Annotated in this window: 17 protein-coding genes; 11 read left to right on the top strand and 6 right to left on the bottom strand. The window is 62.6% G+C overall.

The features are described from left to right. Nucleotides 1-70 precede the first annotated feature (70 nt). A complete protein-coding gene (locus tag K6301_RS12100; protein ID WP_230639993.1) occupies nt 71-376 on the top strand; it encodes a hypothetical protein in 306 nt (101 codons plus the stop codon). Between the two features lie 82 nt (nt 377-458). Here the strand turns inward: K6301_RS12100 and K6301_RS12095 are convergent, their stop codons facing one another. The 3 genes from K6301_RS12095 to K6301_RS12085 form a co-directional block, all read right to left on the bottom strand. Further along, nucleotides 459-1448 carry a WD40 repeat domain-containing protein gene (locus K6301_RS12095; protein WP_247217216.1) on the bottom strand — a complete coding sequence of 330 codons (990 nt, stop codon included), beginning with the start codon at nt 1446-1448 and terminating at the stop codon, nt 459-461. A 55-nt stretch (nt 1449-1503) separates the two neighbouring features. Further along, on the bottom strand, nt 1504-2607 hold the full coding sequence (locus K6301_RS12090; protein ID WP_247217214.1) for a CobW family GTP-binding protein: 1104 nt from the start codon (nt 2605-2607) through the stop codon (nt 1504-1506). Between the two features lie 77 nt (nt 2608-2684). Further along, complete coding sequence (locus tag K6301_RS12085) at nt 2685-3476, bottom strand: creatininase family protein (protein WP_247217212.1); 792 nt, start codon at nt 3474-3476, stop codon at nt 2685-2687. 90 nt (nt 3477-3566) lie between these two features. Between K6301_RS12085 and K6301_RS12080 the strand changes: the two genes are divergently transcribed. From K6301_RS12080 to K6301_RS12065, 4 genes are read left to right on the top strand one after another with little or no spacing between them, the layout of a single operon-like run. Further along, nucleotides 3567-4103, top strand: a complete 537-nt coding sequence (locus K6301_RS12080; RefSeq protein ID WP_247217210.1) for a MarR family winged helix-turn-helix transcriptional regulator — start codon at nt 3567-3569, stop codon at nt 4101-4103. Nucleotides 4104-4160: 57 nt separating this feature from the next. Then, nucleotides 4161-5189, top strand: coding sequence for a LacI family DNA-binding transcriptional regulator (locus tag K6301_RS12075; protein ID WP_247217208.1), 1029 nt, complete (start codon nt 4161-4163; stop codon nt 5187-5189). Between the two features lie 11 nt (nt 5190-5200). Beyond that, nucleotides 5201-6187 (top strand): 2-hydroxyacid dehydrogenase, encoded by a 987-nt coding sequence (locus K6301_RS12070; RefSeq protein ID WP_247217206.1) that lies wholly within the window; start codon nt 5201-5203, stop codon nt 6185-6187. 59 nt (nt 6188-6246) lie between these two features. Further along, the gene (locus K6301_RS12065) at nt 6247-6651 is read left to right on the top strand and encodes a hypothetical protein (RefSeq protein ID WP_247217204.1); all 405 of its coding nucleotides are present in this window, start codon (nt 6247-6249) and stop codon (nt 6649-6651) included. A gap of 5 nt (nt 6652-6656) precedes the next feature. On the opposite strand, the gene K6301_RS12060 is transcribed toward K6301_RS12065, so the two are convergent. Further along, nucleotides 6657-7436, bottom strand: coding sequence for a gamma-glutamyl-gamma-aminobutyrate hydrolase family protein (locus K6301_RS12060; protein ID WP_247217202.1), 780 nt, complete (start codon nt 7434-7436; stop codon nt 6657-6659). 446 nt (nt 7437-7882) lie between these two features. On the opposite strand from K6301_RS12060, the gene K6301_RS12055 reads away from it, so the two are divergent. The 6 genes from K6301_RS12055 to K6301_RS12030 all read left to right on the top strand — a co-directional run bounded on the left by K6301_RS12055 (nt 7883) and on the right by K6301_RS12030 (nt 14673). Beyond that, entirely contained in the window at nt 7883-10192 is a 2310-nt protein-coding gene (locus K6301_RS12055) for a putative bifunctional diguanylate cyclase/phosphodiesterase (protein WP_247217200.1), read from the top strand. A gap of 167 nt (nt 10193-10359) precedes the next feature. Continuing rightward, a complete protein-coding gene (locus K6301_RS12050; protein ID WP_134645959.1) occupies nt 10360-11133 on the top strand; it encodes an N-acyl amino acid synthase FeeM domain-containing protein in 774 nt (257 codons plus the stop codon). A gap of 254 nt (nt 11134-11387) precedes the next feature. Next, nucleotides 11388-11612, top strand: a complete 225-nt coding sequence (locus K6301_RS12045) for an aa3-type cytochrome c oxidase subunit IV (protein ID WP_134645957.1) — start codon at nt 11388-11390, stop codon at nt 11610-11612. An 85-nt stretch (nt 11613-11697) separates the two neighbouring features. Next, nucleotides 11698-12852: a Re/Si-specific NAD(P)(+) transhydrogenase subunit alpha gene (locus K6301_RS12040; protein WP_247217198.1), complete on the top strand. Its 1155-nt coding sequence runs from the start codon at nt 11698-11700 to the stop codon at nt 12850-12852. Next, nucleotides 12852-13262: an NAD(P) transhydrogenase subunit alpha part 2 gene (locus K6301_RS12035; RefSeq protein ID WP_023515780.1), complete on the top strand. Its 411-nt coding sequence runs from the start codon at nt 12852-12854 to the stop codon at nt 13260-13262. Before K6301_RS12040 ends, K6301_RS12035 begins: the two co-directional genes overlap by 1 nt. Before the next feature lie 10 nt (nt 13263-13272). Continuing rightward, a complete protein-coding gene (locus K6301_RS12030) occupies nt 13273-14673 on the top strand; it encodes an NAD(P)(+) transhydrogenase (Re/Si-specific) subunit beta (protein ID WP_247217196.1) in 1401 nt (466 codons plus the stop codon). A gap of 78 nt (nt 14674-14751) precedes the next feature. Here K6301_RS12030 and K6301_RS12025 read toward each other — a convergent pair whose 3' ends face one another. Beyond that, nucleotides 14752-15591 (bottom strand): tetratricopeptide repeat protein, encoded by an 840-nt coding sequence (locus tag K6301_RS12025; protein ID WP_247220590.1) that lies wholly within the window; start codon nt 15589-15591, stop codon nt 14752-14754. A gap of 273 nt (nt 15592-15864) precedes the next feature. Beyond that, complete coding sequence (gene rpsU / locus K6301_RS12020; RefSeq protein WP_134645949.1) at nt 15865-16092, bottom strand: 30S ribosomal protein S21; 228 nt, start codon at nt 16090-16092, stop codon at nt 15865-15867. Between the last annotated feature and the right edge of the window lie 43 nt (nt 16093-16135).

The following is a 16135-nucleotide window of genomic DNA, read 5'->3' as shown; positions in this document are numbered from 1 at the left end:
TTGTGTTGATGGGAGTTTATATTACCTTTGGTTGTGCATCTTTGAGGTGCGCAACCAAAGGAGAGAGACCATGAACAAGACCCGCATCATCGCAATCGCTACCGTGATCGCTCTTGCCGGTGCCGGCCAGGCGTCCGCCGGCGGCCTGCTCGGCCTCGGCATCCTCAGCGGCAACAAGACCAAGACCGGCGGCATCGTGATCGCCCCGAGTGTCGGCGTGGGCGTCGGCAACGTCCTCAGCGACAACAACGTCCTGAACGGTGTGCTGAACAACAGCCTGAACGGCACGCTTTCGGGCGTGCTCAACGGCTCGGCCCTCGGCATCCTGAGCGGCAGCGGCGGCAGCGATTGCGGCTGCAAGAAGCGCAGACACTGACCGTAATCCCCACCCTGTCCCTGCGGTCAGTGGCCCGGGAGAGCTTGCTCTCCCGGGTTTCTCATTTTAGGGGTGCGGAAGATCAGCCGGCCAGATCGATGACGCCGCAGTCGCCAGCCTCGCTGGCGAAGGCAAGCAGCTTGCCGTTGCGGTTCCAGCCCATCGATGTGATGGCACCCTTGCCGGGGCGGCGCAGCAGCACTTCACGGCTGTCGGCAAAGCGGGCCGCCAGAACCATGCCGTCGGAATAGCCGATGGCGACGACATCTTCCGCCGGGTGACACGAGACGCAGGTCACCATGACATCTGCGCGGGTGCCGAGTTCGAGCGGCGGCTTGCCCATCGGGCCGTCCTTGGCCGAGAAGGGCCAGACGATCGCGGCGGGCGCGCCGGAAGACGCGAGCCACTTGCCCTTGGCGGACCAGGAGAACGACTTCACCTTGGCAGGGTAACCCGTCATACGCATGTGACGAGTGTCGGCACCGGCTTTCGGATCGAGCTTCCAGCCGTGCAGGGCGTTTTCCTGCATGGTGGTGACGACGAAGCGGCCGTCCGGCGAGAAGGTGATGCCGTTATGCGCGCCCTTCCATTCCAGTTCGACCGGCTGGGCTGCCATTGCAACCCAGTGCAGGGAAACGCCGTTGTAACGGGCGATCCCGATGCGCAGGCCTTTCGGCGCGAAGGCCATGCCTTCGACGGAGCGGCTTTCGGAAAATTCCTTGATCGTCCCGTCGGCCAGCCGCACGCGCGCCGTGCGTCCCTCGGCGAAGCCGACGGCGCCCTGCGGACCGGCCGCCACGACGGATATCCACTTGCGCTGCACCTCCGCCAGCAAGGTCGCGGTGCCGTCGGCGGCAATGCGCTGCACCTTGCCGTCCTCGCCGCCGGTGATCAGCGTATCGTTCGCTTCGTCGCGCACGCAGGCCAGCAGGCCGTCATGCGCCTCCGTGGCCTTCTGCCCGTGATCGAGACGATGGATGACGCCGGAGGCGGAAGCGAAAAACGGCACGTCGCCGAGAAAGGCGGTCGCGACGACATGGCCGTCGAGATCGAGAGGGGCCACTGTCGGCATTACATGTCTTTCCTGCGTATGGCGTTATCCGAAAACCGCGTCACACTGTCCGGCGTCATGCCTTCTGTGCCTCGCAGGCCTTGAAGGTCCGTTCGATCTTCTCGCGATCGAGATCGCGACCGATGAAGACGAGGCGGCTTTCCCGCTTCTCGCCATCCTTCCAGGCGCGCTGGTGATCGCCCTCGACGATCATGTGCACGCCCTGCACGACATAACGCTCCTCGTCGCCGGCAAAGGCGATGATGCCCTTCAGGCGCAGGATGTTCGGACCGTCCGTCTGGGTGATCTTCTGGATCCAGGGGAAGAAGCGCTCCGGGTTCATCTCGCCGCCGCGCAGCGAAATCGACTGCACCGTCACGTCATGGATCGGCGAGACGCCGTGGTCATGATCATGGTGATGGTGGTCATGGTCATGATCGTGGTGGTGATGATCGTGGTCGTGCCCATGATGATGGTGGTCATGGCCGCAATCGGGGCCGCAGACATGGTCAGGATGATCGTGATCGAGGAAGTGCGGATCGTTTTCGAGCGCCCGCTCCAGATTGAACGCGCCCTGGTCGAGAACCTTGGTGAGGTCGATATCCGAGCGGGTCGTGCGATGGATGCGGGCGGACGGGTTGATCACGCGCACCGTTGCCTCGATCCTTGCAAGCTCTTCCGGGCTGACGAGGTCGGTCTTGTTGATGAGCACGACATCCGCAAAGGCGATCTGGTCCTCGGCCTCGCGGCTGTCCTTGAGGCGCAGCGGCAGGTGCTTGGCATCGACCAGCGCGACGACCGCGTCGAGTTCGGTCTTCTGGCGAACATCGTCGTCCATGAAGAAGGTCTGGGCGACCGGAACCGGATCGGCAAGGCCCGTCGTCTCGACGATGATGGCGTCGAAGCGGCCGGGGCGGCGCATCAGGCCTTCCACCACGCGGATCAGGTCGCCGCGCACGGTGCAGCAGATGCAGCCGTTGTTCATCTCGTAGATTTCTTCATCCGACTCGACGATCAGGTCGTTGTCGATGCCGATCTCGCCGAACTCGTTGACGATGACGGCGTATTTCTTGCCGTGGTTCTCCGTGAGGATACGGTTGAGCAGCGTCGTTTTGCCGGCACCGAGATAGCCGGTGAGCACGGTGACGGGAATGGGCTTGGGAAGAGCTGTTTCGGTCATGGGAACCTCGAGGGATGGGACGTCTGGTCCGTCGTCGCGACTGATATAGGAGATCGAACGGGCCAGCGCAAATGCCGTCAGCTAAGTGTTTCGACGTCGAATCCGTCAACATCCTCGAGAAGGCCGACAAGACCGCGCACGGCGTGCATGATCAGTTGCTCGCCTTTTTCGGCCGTCGCGGCACTGGCGTCTCCGGCCACGCCCAGCGGATTGAGGTCGGACATCTTCCAGCCGAAGGCGTGCGGGCCATAGGCGCGCAGATGGGCGAAACGCGCGGCGAATTCCGCCTGACGGGAACCGAAGCGCTCGGCCTTGTCCATGCGTACCTTTTCGGGGTGCAGCGCCAGCATCACGGAGGTCTCGATGTCGCCGCCATGGATGTCGATCGCCTTGTCCTCCGGCGTGATCCACCCGTCCGGCTGGCCGAACCGTGTCCAGGCCGTCGCCACGACAAGCATATCGAAACGCACGCGCGCTTCCGTCGCCACGATGGTCATCAGCGGCGCGTTGCCGCCATGCGCATTGAGAAGGACGAGCTTGCGCAGGCCGAAGCGGTTGAGATCTTCGGCAATGCGCAGCCATCGCTCGATAGCGACGGCATAGTCCAGCGAGCGTGTGCCGGGCACGTCGAGATGCTCGGGGGAATAACCGATGGGCTCTGCAGGCAGGAAGGTTACGGGCAGATGCGCCGGCAGGACGGCCATCAGGCGCTCCGCGATGCCCTCGGCGATCAGCGTGTCGGTTTCGAACGGCAGGTGAGGACCGTGGCTCTCATGGGCGCCGAGCGGCAACACGGCGATCCAGCCGGCGCGGTCTGCCGGCGCAAGCATCGGGTCGTTTTCGGTCCACCGCATCTTCGGATGCGCCATGCCTGCCTCCGATCCTCACTTGCCGCCAGCCTTCAACCTGAGTCATACAAGGACAGGCCCGTGATGCAAGGGCGTGGAGCGAGGCGATCGATGGGCAAGAAGCACAAAGACGGCAAGGACGGAAAGAAGGCCAAGAAGAAGAAATCGCACGATGCCGTTTCCGGCTCGGGTCTTGCTGCGGCCGTCGTGAATGCGGCACGCTCCATGCGTACGGTGCTTTCCCGCAATCTGCTCGCCACCGGCCTCTATGCCGGTCAGGACGGCGTGATCCTCGCGCTTGCCGAAGAGGGCGGGCTGACCGCCGGGGCGCTTGCCAACAGGCTCGGCGTCAAGGCACCCACCATGACGCGAACGATCGGGCGGCTTGAAGCGCAGGGTTTCGTCGAACGGCGGGCGGATGGCACGGATGGTCGCCTCACCGTCGTGCATCTCACCGAGGCAGGGCACGCCTCCATCGAGAAAATCACCGCGGCGGGCCGATTGAGCGAGCAGCAGGCTGCCGAGGGCCTGAGCGAAAAGGACGTTCGCAATCTCCTGAAGCTGCTGCGGGCCATGGACGAAAACCTGCACGGCGCAGGGCCCGACGAGGCGCGCGACAGCGAAAAGACAGTTGCCGACGAGATTTAAACTGTTTAAATAAACGGTTTTAAACGCGCAGAATGGCGCGGTCGTCGGGGAGGGGTCGTGGCACAGAAAATCAAGCTTTCCACCATCGCGGATACGCTGGGCGTTTCCACGGCGACGGTGTCGCTTGCGCTGAGAGACAGCCCGCTGGTGGCGGCATCGACACGCGACCGGATCAAGGAACAGGCCCGCGCGCTCGGCTATATCTATAACCGTCGCGCAGCGAGCCTCCGCACGTCGCGCTCCGGCATCATCGGGGTCGTGGTGCATGACATCATGAACCCGTTCTATGCGGAAATTTTGAAAGCCATCGAAAGCGAGCTGGACCGGGACCGGCAGACCTTCATCCTCTCCAACCATTACGATTCGGTCGAAAAACAGCGCAATTTCGTCGAGACGCTGCTTCAGCTCGGCGGTGACGGTGTCATCATGTCGCCGGCGATCGGCACGCCGCCGGAGGATATCCGGCTCGCCGAGGACAACGGCATGCCGGCGATCCTGATCGCGCGTTCCATCGAGGGGCTGGATGTGCCGATCTTCCGCGGTGACGACAGCTATGGAATCTCGCTTGCCACCAATCACCTGATCGGCCTTGGTCATCGCACCATCGCCATGGTGGGTGGCACGGACCAGACCTCCACCGGCCGCGATCGCTATCAGGGTTACGTGAACGCCTTGCGCAAGGCCAATATCGAGGTCGATCCCAGCCTGCGCATTCCCGGACCGCGCACCAAGCAGGGCGGTTTCGAGGCGGCGGTGCATTTCCTCTCGCTGCCGCAGAAGCCCACAGCGGCGGTCTGTTGGAACGATCTTGTCGCCATCGGCCTGATGAACGGCATCGCGCGCGCCGGCCTCGTGCCCGGCCGCGACGTCTCCGTCACCGGCTATGACGACCTGGAGGAGGCGGCAATCGCCACGCCTGCGCTCACCACGGTCTGGAACGGCCAGTCGGAAGTGGGACGCAACGCCGCGCGTGCGCTTCTCGACAAGCTGTCCGGCAGCCACGAGCCTGACGGCATCCACCTCATCAAGCCGGAAATGCGCATTCGCCAGTCCACCGGACCGCTGAAGCCGCATCCGGAAGGTTGAGGAGTTCCTTCATGAGCAGACCGCGCATCCTTATTCCGGGCATCATCCGTGAACGTGTCGTCGATCGCCTGAAGGAGGCTTTCGACATCGTGCGCATCGACAGCGCGGACCCGTCGCTGGTGGCGCGGTCCGAAGCCGCTTCGGTGTCCGGAGTGGCGGTTTCCGGGCGGTTCGACGCGGCGATGATAGCGCATTTGCCGGCGCTTGAGATCATCGCGAGTTTCGGCGTCGGTTATGATGGCGTGGACGTGTCGGCGGCTACTGAGCGCGGCGTCGTCGTGACCAATACGCCTGACGTCTTGAACGACGAGGTTGCCGATACGGCGATCGGGCTCCTGCTCAACACCGTACGTCGTCTCCCGCAGGCCGAGGCGTGGCTGCGCGAAGGGCGCTGGCAGCGCGATGGCGCCTTTCCGCTCTCCCCGCTCAGCCTTCGCGGTCGCAAGGCCGGCATTTACGGCTTGGGGCGCATCGGCCTGGCGATCGCACGGCGACTGGAAGGCTTCGGCCTCGACATCGCCTACCACACCCGCCGGCCGCGCGAAGGCGTGCCCTATACATACCATCCTTCGCTGATGGCCTTGGCGCAGGCGGTCGATATCCTGATCGCCATCGTTCCCAAGACGCCGGAAACGCATCGCACGATCGATGCCGGTATCCTCCAGGCGCTGGGCAGCAATGGGGTGCTGATCAATGTCGGACGCGGCTGGACTGTCGATGAGCCGGCGCTTATCGCTGCGCTGAAGGACGGCGTTATCGCCGCCGCCGGGCTCGACGTGTTCTATGACGAGCCGAACGTCCCTGACGGCCTGCTCGATCTGCCGAACGTCTCGCTTCTGCCGCATGTCGCGTCCGCCTCGGTTGCGACGCGCGACGCGATGGCCGACCTCGTTGCCGACAATCTCTTCGCCTGGTTCGAGCGCGGGCAGGCCGTGACGCCGGTGCCGGAAACGCCCTTTACCCGCAAATCAGGCCAGCATCCGGAAAGTCTTCGTTAACCATTCGGCAAGCTTGCGGGCGCAAGCTGTCCATGTCGAATCGCGCGAAGGAGATTTCCATGAAGACGCTCACAATCGCCGCTCTGGCCGCTGTCGTCTCCCTGGTGCTCTGGGCCGCCCGTGACCGGGCTCCGGACGTGGATCCGATGGTGTCGGGTTCCATTCCCAGCCCGTCGGCCGGTCACAGCTACACGATCACCAACGCCGTCGCGAAGACCGCCTGCCTTGTCGAACGCGGTGCGGCGATTTCGGGGCGCAGCACGCGCTTTACCGCCGGTCCGGATTGCGATGCCGTATGGCCCGGCCTTGCCGGTGCGCGGACATGGACGCAGAACGGCGACGGCACCGTCGATGTGCTGGATGCGCGCGGCGAGCCGCTTCTCACAGTCGTCGATGGCGATGGTCTGGCTTATGAGGCCGTCGAACCGGCCGACGCCATGGTCACCTTCATCGCGGCGGACTGAGCGACCTATTCGGCCGCCGTCCTATGCGCAATGCCGTGCCTTGTCGCGGCGTAATCGCGCACGGCCTCGCCGAAGGCGGCAAACAGCTTGTTGGAAGGCTGATCGGAACCGACCCAATATTCCGGGTGCCACTGTACGCCGACCGCAAATGCCTTCGCGCCGATGACGGAGACCGCTTCGATCGTGCCGTCTTCCGCGACCGCTTCGACGGCCAGGCGCGGCGCCATGTCCGAAATGGCCTGGCGGTGCAGCGAATTGACCTGGATTTCCCCGGCGCCGACGACGCCCGCAAGGCAGCTGCCTTCCTTGACGATCACCTTCTGGCGGATGCCATAGGCGACGTCGAGTTCGGGCGTGTCGGGCTTGCGGTGGTCCCATATGCCGGGCTGTTCCTGAATCTCGTTGGCAAGCGTCCCGCCGAGCACGACGTTGAGCTCCTGAATGCCGCGGCAGATAGCAAGCAACGGAACGCCGCGCTCCAGCGCGCGCTCGATGAGCGGCAGGCTGGTCGCGTCGCGGGCGCGGTCATAGGGGCCTTCCGCTTCGGTTGCCTCCTTGCCGTAAAGCGAAGGATGCACATTCGTGCGCGAGCCGCTGACGAGAAGCCCATCCACCCGGTCGAGGATGCCGTCGAAGTCGTTGTCCGCATCAAGCGCGGGCACGAGAAAGACGGTGACATCGGCGCCTTTCACGGCGGCGCGCACATACTGGTTCGGGGTTGCCTGCCAGACGTTGCCTTCGATCTCCCTGATATCGGCGGGAATGGCGACGACGGGTTTCGACATGCTGGGCTCCAGGGAAAGAAATACCAAAACAGGATTTGATATCAAATCCTCTCTCAGTCAATTCCTCTTTTCAGGCGAAATGACGACGGCCGCCGTTTCTCACCGGTGCCCATCATCCGTGGGACCACTATTTTCCGCGGGTGGATTCGAAAATAATTGTTAACCAAACATTTGTGAATTTAGGTTGTACTCAGCAGTTATTCGTGCGCTTTTTGGATAAATACTTTCGCGTATCCTCATCCCTATAGTTGCGCAATCAGCCTATGGAGGGTTGAGTATCTTTACTTTCCGCCTTTATTTTGCAATATTTGGTTGAAACTGTTCTTCCTGGGTTGGGGGTGCACGCGAAAATTGCCGGGTGAGTCCCCCGTTATTGGGTAATCTCCCGAAATCATTCATTAAATTTTGGCCGGTAACCCTCGCATGCCATAGGGAGTGCCGAGTCCATGACGGATAAGGGTCAAAACACACTGCCGGCTGATGTATACCTGTCGTTCGTCAGCTCGCTGTACGGAAACCGTCAGACCCTCTTCGTGGGCATGATTTCGCATGTCATCACGTTCGCCTTCGTATTCGCCAAGACCTCCGATCCCTTCTTCCTGCTGTGGAGCGCGTTCGTCGTGCTCATCTGGTCGCTGCGCGCGCACGGCATGCGCCGGTTCGACCGGGCCGACAAAACCGCGCTCGACATGTCGGGCATCCGCTATTGGGAGAACTGGTACAATCTGGGCGCAGTCGGCACCACATTCGCGCTGGGCACGGCCTGTTGCTACAGCCTGGTCGTCAGCCGCGACGCCTTTGCGGAGATCGCCTGTATCTCCGTGACCTTCGGCACCATGGTGTCGGTCGTCGGCCGAAACTATGGCTCGCCGAGGACCGTCAACTACATGGTTCTCGCGGCCTGCCTGCCGATCGCCGCCGGCTTCCTGGCTTTGCAGGATTTCTATCACGCGGTTCTCGCGACGCTCGTCCTGCCCTTCGCGATGACCACGCGCTCGATGGCCAACGGCGTCCGCACGTTCCTGTACGAGAACGTGCTTGCGGCGCGCGACCTCGCAACGATCGCCGACCGTTTCGATGCGGCGCTGAACAACATGCCGCACGGCCTGTTCATGCTGGATGCGGACCATCGCATTCTGGTGGCCAACCGGCGTGCCTGCGAGCTCCTGCATCTCGGCAGCCAGGACCGGCTGAAGGATTGCCATCTCGATCTCGTCCTGCGCTACGGCGTGCGCAACACGTTCCTGAACCTGGAGCAGAGCAAGGCGATCCTGCGCCAGCTCCAGGAGCTTCTGAGCGGCGACCGCTCGCGCGCGCTCTTGCAGGTGAGGGAGGGGCTGTACCTGGAGTTCACCGCGGCGCGCCGGGAAAACGGCGGCGCCGTGCTCATTTTCGAGGATGTCACAGCGCGTGTGCGGGCGGAAAACAAGATCCTCCACATGGTGCGTTACGACAGCCTGACCGGGCTTCCCAACCGCGCCTACTTCTCCGATCTTGTTCAGGACGCGCTTACGGAGCGCAAGAAGCCCGGCATAGTGGGCTTAATGGTGCTCGACGTGGACGATTTCAAACATGTCAACGACATGAAGGGGCACATTACGGGCGACCGCCTCCTTTGCGCGATCAGCGAGCGTCTGCGTCGGCTTACGACGGACAAGATCGTCGTCAGCCATCTGATGGGTGATGAATTCATCCTGTTCTTCCCGAACGAAGCCAATCGTCGCGATTTGGAGGCACGCATGCGCCGCTTCCATGAGCAGCTGCGCGGCACCTATGAGTTCGACGGCATGACCTTCCTCGTCTCGTTCAGCGCGGGATGCGTGATGGTGCCGAGCGACGAGTTCCGGCTGGATGAAATGCAGATCCGCGCCGACCTCGCGCTGTTCGAGACGAAGTCCCGCGCCAAGGGCAGCGTCACCGTCTTCGAAGAGGAGATGGACGCCCGCTACGTGGATCGCCAGAAGCTCAAGGAAGACCTGCGCGAAGCCCTGGCTGCCGATGCGTTGTCCGTCGCTTACCAACCGATGTTCGTCCCTGATGGCACAAGCATCGAATGCTGCGAGGCGCTGGCGCGCTGGACGCATCCCGAGCGTGGCCCCGTTGCGCCGAATGTCTTCATCCAGATTGCCGAGGAGATGGGCATCGTCTCCGAGATCACCCGTTTCATGATCAACCGCGCCTGCGCCGATTGCGCGACGTGGCCGCCGCATATGAGCGTCTCCGTCAATCTCTCCGTTCAGGATCTGCGTGGAACGTCGATCATCGGCGTTGTGACGGAAGCATTGGAGGCCGCCGGGCTTGCGCCGCACCGCCTGCATCTGGAGGTGACCGAAAGCTGCCTGATGGAAGAGCCGGTCAAGGTGCAGGCCATCCTGCAGGAACTGCGCGCCCGCGGCATCACCATCGCCATCGACGATTTCGGCACGGGCTATTCGAGCCTCAGCTATCTCGATCAGCTCCCGCTCGACGTCATCAAGATCGACCGGTCCTTCGTGCGCAACATCGGCGAGGATGCGCGGCGCTTCAAGCTTCTGCGCGGCACGGTCAACCTGTCGCGGGAACTCGGGCTGCGCATCGTCATCGAAGGTGTCGAGACGCAGGAACAGCTCGCGCTTATCAACAAATATCACTGCGCCGATCTGGTGCAGGGTTATGTCTTTGCCGCGCCGATGTCGCCCGATGCCCTTCGCGACCGCTATGAAAGCCTTGCCCGCAAGCCGGGTGAAGCGCGCCGCCGCGGCCGCCGCGTCGCCTGATCCATTCCCCTTTCGCCTGAAGAACCACTGCTTGCATCAGTTTATGCAAATTTAGCGTTAACCATATATTAAGGTTAATGAATGGTATTTTACACAAATTGTCTTATATCGCTGATTATCAGTCCGGGGATGTCGTATCGCCGGTGTGTATTCGGGGGTGTTGGGCTATGGCGAGCGTTGGAACGGTGGCCAATCGCTTTTCTGAGAAACTGCTGGGGCTGCTTGACGGGGTGGAGTACCGCCGCGTCGAGACGAGCGAGGACATGGAGGATATCGCCCGCATCCGCTACAAGGCCTACAAGGCCGGAAGCGTGATGCATCTGGGCGAGGAGACGCCGCTCCTCATCGATGAAGTCGACTTCGACAGCCATGCCTATGTCTTCGGCATCTACTACGAAGAGCGGCTGATCTCGACGGTTCGTCTGCATCACGTGACGCCCGATCACCGCGTGACGTCGTCGGGCAAGGTGTTCCCGGACGAGACCAAGGCGTTTCTCGATGCGGGCCTGACGCTGATCGATCCGGTGCGTCTGGCGGCCGATCCTGAAATCTGGAGCGAGATGCCGGCCATTCCGTACCTGACCTTGCGCCTGGCGACGATGGCGGCCGACTATTTCGATGCCGATCGCGTTCTCCAGATGGTGAAGCCGGCGCATGCAGCCTTCTACAAGCGGGTGTTCGACGGCGACTTCGTGGCATCGCCGAAAAGCAACCAGGGCAAGTTCATCATCGACCTGATGCTGATGGCGACGCGCTGCAAGGACGTGCGGTCCTCGCTCTATGCCCGTTTCCCGTTCTTCCAGTCCGAGCCTTTCGAGCGGCGCATGCTCTTTGCCCGCGGCGACGACATGCCGTTCAGCCCGCTGACGGTACGGCCGACGGCGCGCCTTGCCGACAGCCATCGCCGGATACAGCTATCGGGCGGCGCTTACGCTGGATGAGCCTTGCGCCCTTATGTCGCAGTGCAGGCCGGTTTCACCCGAAACCGGCCTGCATCGTTTCCGGAAGGAGAAAGTGGCCAGGGCTAAGTCACCCTTGCCGTTGCGCTTTGGCGATCCATTGTGTATGGCCTGAACAACGTGCGCTTCTGGCGCTTGGGGAAGAGCCGGGCCGCTACGCAGGCCCGACGGATGTAAGCGCTCATCGGATGGGGGATTTCCGGCTGGCGAGCGTGGCTGCTTAGGAGAAGGTGACTATGGCTGAACATCATACCGGACCGATCGAAATGGGCGCTCCGATGGATTATCCCGAGCACGAGAAGACCTACAATCTCTTCATTGCAGGCGCCAAGTACGGCACGCTGATCTGCGTCGCCCTGTTGATCGCCATGGCTGCCGGTTTCTTCACCAGCGCCGGCTTCTTCAGCGCCTTCCTGCTCTTCATCATTCTCAACGTCGCCGGTTTCTTCCTGCTTCGTTAATCCAGACATCTGCATTCCGCAGCTTGTTCCGGCGCCATCCGGCGCCGCGATTCTACACGGCCAGTCTCGGGGGGAGGACCACGGTTTGAGTCAGTGTGTTTTTGTAGCGCGTGAAAGTGATACGGCAGAAGGTCGTGTCGCGGCTTCCGTGGAAACCGTCAAGAGAATGAAAGGCCTCGGGCTGGATGTGCTCGTCGAGGCCGGAGCGGGGCTTAAATCCCGAATTCTCGATGCCGACTATGAAGCTGTCGGCGCGCGCATCGTCGGGGCCGAAGAGGCCAGGTCCGCCGATGTCGTTCTGAAGGTGCGCCGGCCCACATCGGGGGAAACCGCCACCTACAAGTCCGGCGCCATCGTCATCGCCACGATGGATCCCTACGGCAACGAAGTCGCCATCGCCGAGATGGCAAATGCCGGTCTCACCACCTTTGCCATGGAACTGATGCCGCGCATCACGCGCGCCCAGTCGATGGACATCCTGTCCTCGCAGGCCAACCTTGCCGGCTACCAGGCCGTCATCGATGCGGCCCATGAATTCGACCGTGCCATGCCGATGATGATGACCGCAGCCGGCACGGTGCCGGCCGCCAAGGTCTTCGTCATGGGCGCCGGCGTGGCAGGGCTTCAGGCCATCGCCACAGCCCGACGTCTTGGTGCCGCCGTTTCCGCGACGGATGTGCGTCCGGCCGCCAAGGAGCAGGTCGCTTCGCTCGGCGCCAAGTTCATCGCCGTCGAGGACGATGAGTTCAAGGCTGCCGAAACCGCCGGCGGCTATGCGAAAGAGATGTCGAAAGAGTACCAGGCGAAGCAGGCCGCCCTCGTGGCGGACCATATCGCCAAGCAGGACATCGTCATCACGACCGCGCTCATTCCGGGCCGCCCGGCGCCACGCCTCGTGACCCGCCAGATGCTGGCCGCCATGCGCAACGGCTCCGTTGCGGTCGACCTCGCCGTCGAACGCGGCGGCAATGTGGAGGGCGCCGAGCCCGGCAGGATCGTCGAGGTCGAGGGCGTCAAGGTCATCGGCTATCTCAACGTGCCGGGCCGCATCGCCGCCTCCGCTTCCGCGCTCTACGCCAAGAACCTGCTGACGTTCCTGGAGACCATGGTCGACAAGGAAACGAAATCGGTTTCGGTCAATGTCGAGGATGAACTCGTCAAGGCGACGATGCTGACCAACGGTGGCGCCGTCGTGCATCCGAACTTCGGCGGTGCGGTTCAGCAAGGGGAGGGCAAGTGATGGCGAACGAACTTCTCGACAAGGCAATCACCGATCTCGAACGTGCTGTCGAAGCCGTTCGCGCGGCATCCGAATATGTGCCGGATGCGGCGGCAGCTGCAGCCCATGGCGTTTCCGGCGGCGCGATCGATCCCTTCGTCTTCCGCCTGGCGATCTTCGTGCTGTCGATCTTCGTCGGCTATTATGTGGTGTGGTCGGTCACGCCGGCGCTGCATACGCCGCTGATGGCCGTCACCAACGCGATCTCCTCGGTCATCGTGGTCGGCGCGCTTCTGGCGGTCGGCATCTCGCTCTCGGGTGTGGCGACGGGCTTCGGCTTCGTTGCGCTCATCCTCGCCTCCGTCAACATTTTCGGCGGCTTCCTCGTCACCCAGCGCATGCTGGCGATGTACAAGAAAAAAGAGAAGTGAGGGCGGCCCGATGAACGCAAACTTCGCAGCCTTCCTCTACCTTGTCTCCGGGGTGCTCTTCATCATGGCCCTGCGCGGCCTGTCGCATCCCACGACCAGCCGCCGCGGCAACATGCTCGGCATGATCGGCATGGGTATCGCCATCGGCACGACGCTGCTTCTGGCGACGCCGTCCTTCGGCGGTCTCGTGCTCATCGTGCTCGGCATTGCCATCGGCGGCGGTGCCGGCGCCTATATCGCGCGCTCCATCGCCATGACCTCTATGCCGCAGCTCGTCGCAGGCTTCCACTCGCTCGTCGGCCTTGCCGCCGTGCTGGTCGCCGCTGCCGCACTTTACTCGCCGGTGTCCTTCGGCATCGGTCAGGTCGGCGAGATCCACGGCCAGGCGCTCGTCGAAATGGCGCTGGGTGCGGCCATCGGCGCGATCACCTTCACCGGCTCGATCATCGCCTTCCTGAAGCTCGACGGGCGCATGTCCGGCAAGCCGATCATGCTGCCTTACCGGCATGTCATCAACATCGTGCTCTTGGCCGCGATCATCTTCTTCATCGTTGGGCTCACCCTGTCGGAAAGCCACTTCGATTTCTGGCTGATCGTTATCCTGGCGTTGGCGCTCGGCGTGCTTCTGATCGTACCGATCGGCGGCGCCGACATGCCCGTTGTCGTCTCCATGCTCAACTCCTATTCGGGTTGGGCTGCGGCCGGCATCGGCTTCACGCTCGGCAACCTCGCGCTCATCATCACGGGTGCGCTGGTCGGCTCCTCGGGTGCGATCCTGTCCTACATCATGTGCAAGGGCATGAATCGTTCGTTCATCTCGGTCATCCTGGGCGGCTTCGGCGGCGACAGCGGTGCGGCGGCGAGCGACGACGGCGTGCAGCGCACGGTCAAGCAGGGCTCGGCCGACGATGCGGCCTTCCTCATGGCCAATGCCAGCAAGGTCATCATCGTGCCCGGTTACGGCATGGCGGTCGCGCAGGCACAGCACGCAGTGCGCGAACTGGCCGATGCGCTCAAGAAGAACGGTGTCGAGGTCAAGTATGCCATTCATCCGGTCGCGGGCCGCATGCCCGGCCATATGAACGTGCTGCTGGCCGAAGCGAATGTGCCCTATGACGAAGTGTTTGAACTCGAGGATATCAACTCGGAATTCGCGCAGGCCGATGTGGCCTATGTCATCGGTGCCAACGACGTGACGAACCCGGCCGCGCGCGACGACAAGTCATCGCCGATCTACGGCATGCCGATCCTCGACGTCGACAAGGCCAAGACCTGCCTCTTCGTCAAGCGCTCGCTCGGCTCCGGCTATGCCGGCATCGACAACACGCTGTTCTACAAGGACGGCACGATGATGCTGCTGGGCGACGCCAAGAAGATGACGGACGATATCGTCAAGGCGATGAACCACTAGACGGTTCGCGCCGGTCTGAAATGAAAAAGCCCGCGAGACGATCGCGGGCTTTTTGTTTGGGAAAGCGCAAGCGCCGTATCAGGCGGGCTGGGGCTTGTTGCCGGCGCCGCGCGTGCGGGCGAGGCCATCCTTGGCCGGCTTGTAGTTCGGGTCGAGACGCAGCGCCTGGGAGTAGGAGCGCGAAGCCTTGGCCATTTCGCCGCGGCGCTCGTAGATCAGCGCCTGGTTGGCCCAGGACTCGGCCAGCTTGCCATCGAGGTTGATGGCCGTGTTGAAGTCCGAGAACGCGTTGTCGTCGTCGCCCTGCGCCGCATAGGAAATGCCGCGGCCGTTATAGGGTTCGGCCGAGTTCGGCGACAGCGAGATGGCCTTCGAGAAATCCTCGATCGCCTTGGGATGCTGGCGGCGTGCCTGATAGATCAGGCCGCGATTATGGTAGGCGCGGGGATCGGTCGTATCGAGTTCGATGGCGCGGTTGAAGTCGCGGAACGCATCGTCCAGGCGGCCAGCCTGACGGTAGAGATTGCCGCGACCGATATAGGCCACGTCATAGCGCGGGTTGATCTGCAGCGCGGTGTTGTAATCGGAGACCGCCTGCGCCTGATCGCCCAGGCTGCGCTGCACGAGCGCACGGTTCGCATAGGCCTGGTAGAAGCGCGGGTTGAGTTCGATAGCACGGTTGAAATCGTCGAGCGCGCGGCGATTTTCGCCGGCGCGGCCATAGGCCGAACCGCGCACGTTGTAGCCTTCGGGATCCTGCGGATTGGCGGCGATTACGGCCGAAAGCGACGCGATGTTCTGCTGCGATCCCTGGGCGCGTTCGACCTTGAGGACATCCGTCGAGGTCGTCGACTGGCAGCCGGCCAGAAGAACGGCGAACGATGTCGCGGCAACCGCGGCCATCAGGGAGCGACGCATGTCAGCGGCGGGAAAGCGATTGTTCAGAAACCCGGTAGATGCAGCCATATTCAAGTGCGAGTCCTCAAAGTAAGCTTCTCTCACGCCTCATGCGCAAGGAAACCGCTACGGCTTTGTCAGCAATTCCGGCGGGGATTGTAGCGGGTGCGCCCGAAATTGCACGGAACGTCTTTCATAAGGGTGAAAAAACATCCGTTCACGTCAAAAAAGGCGGCGGCGATATGTTCGCCCCCGCCCGGTCTTGCATCCGAAAACGTCTATAAAGACGGCCGATTAACGGGCGCCCGGACGTGCGCTGACGAGGCCTTCGCGCTGTGCGCGCTTGCGAGCAAGCTTGCGAACGCGACGGACGGCTTCAGCCTTCTCGCGTGCACGCTTCTCAGACGGCTTTTCGTAATAGTCGCGCATCTTCATTTCACGGAAAATGCCTTCGCGCTGCATCTTCTTCTTGAGAGCGCGGAGAGCCTGATCAACGTTGTTGTCGCGGACAAGTACCTGCACGAGAATCCCGTTCCTTTGGTTGTTTTAAGCCAGGCGAGGACTG

Source organism: Shinella oryzae, from assembly GCF_023038235.1.
GTDB lineage: Bacteria > Pseudomonadota > Alphaproteobacteria > Rhizobiales > Rhizobiaceae > Shinella > Shinella sumterensis.
The sequence above is the reverse complement of the archived record's forward strand: the minus strand, read 5'-3'. Positions and strand labels throughout refer to the sequence as shown.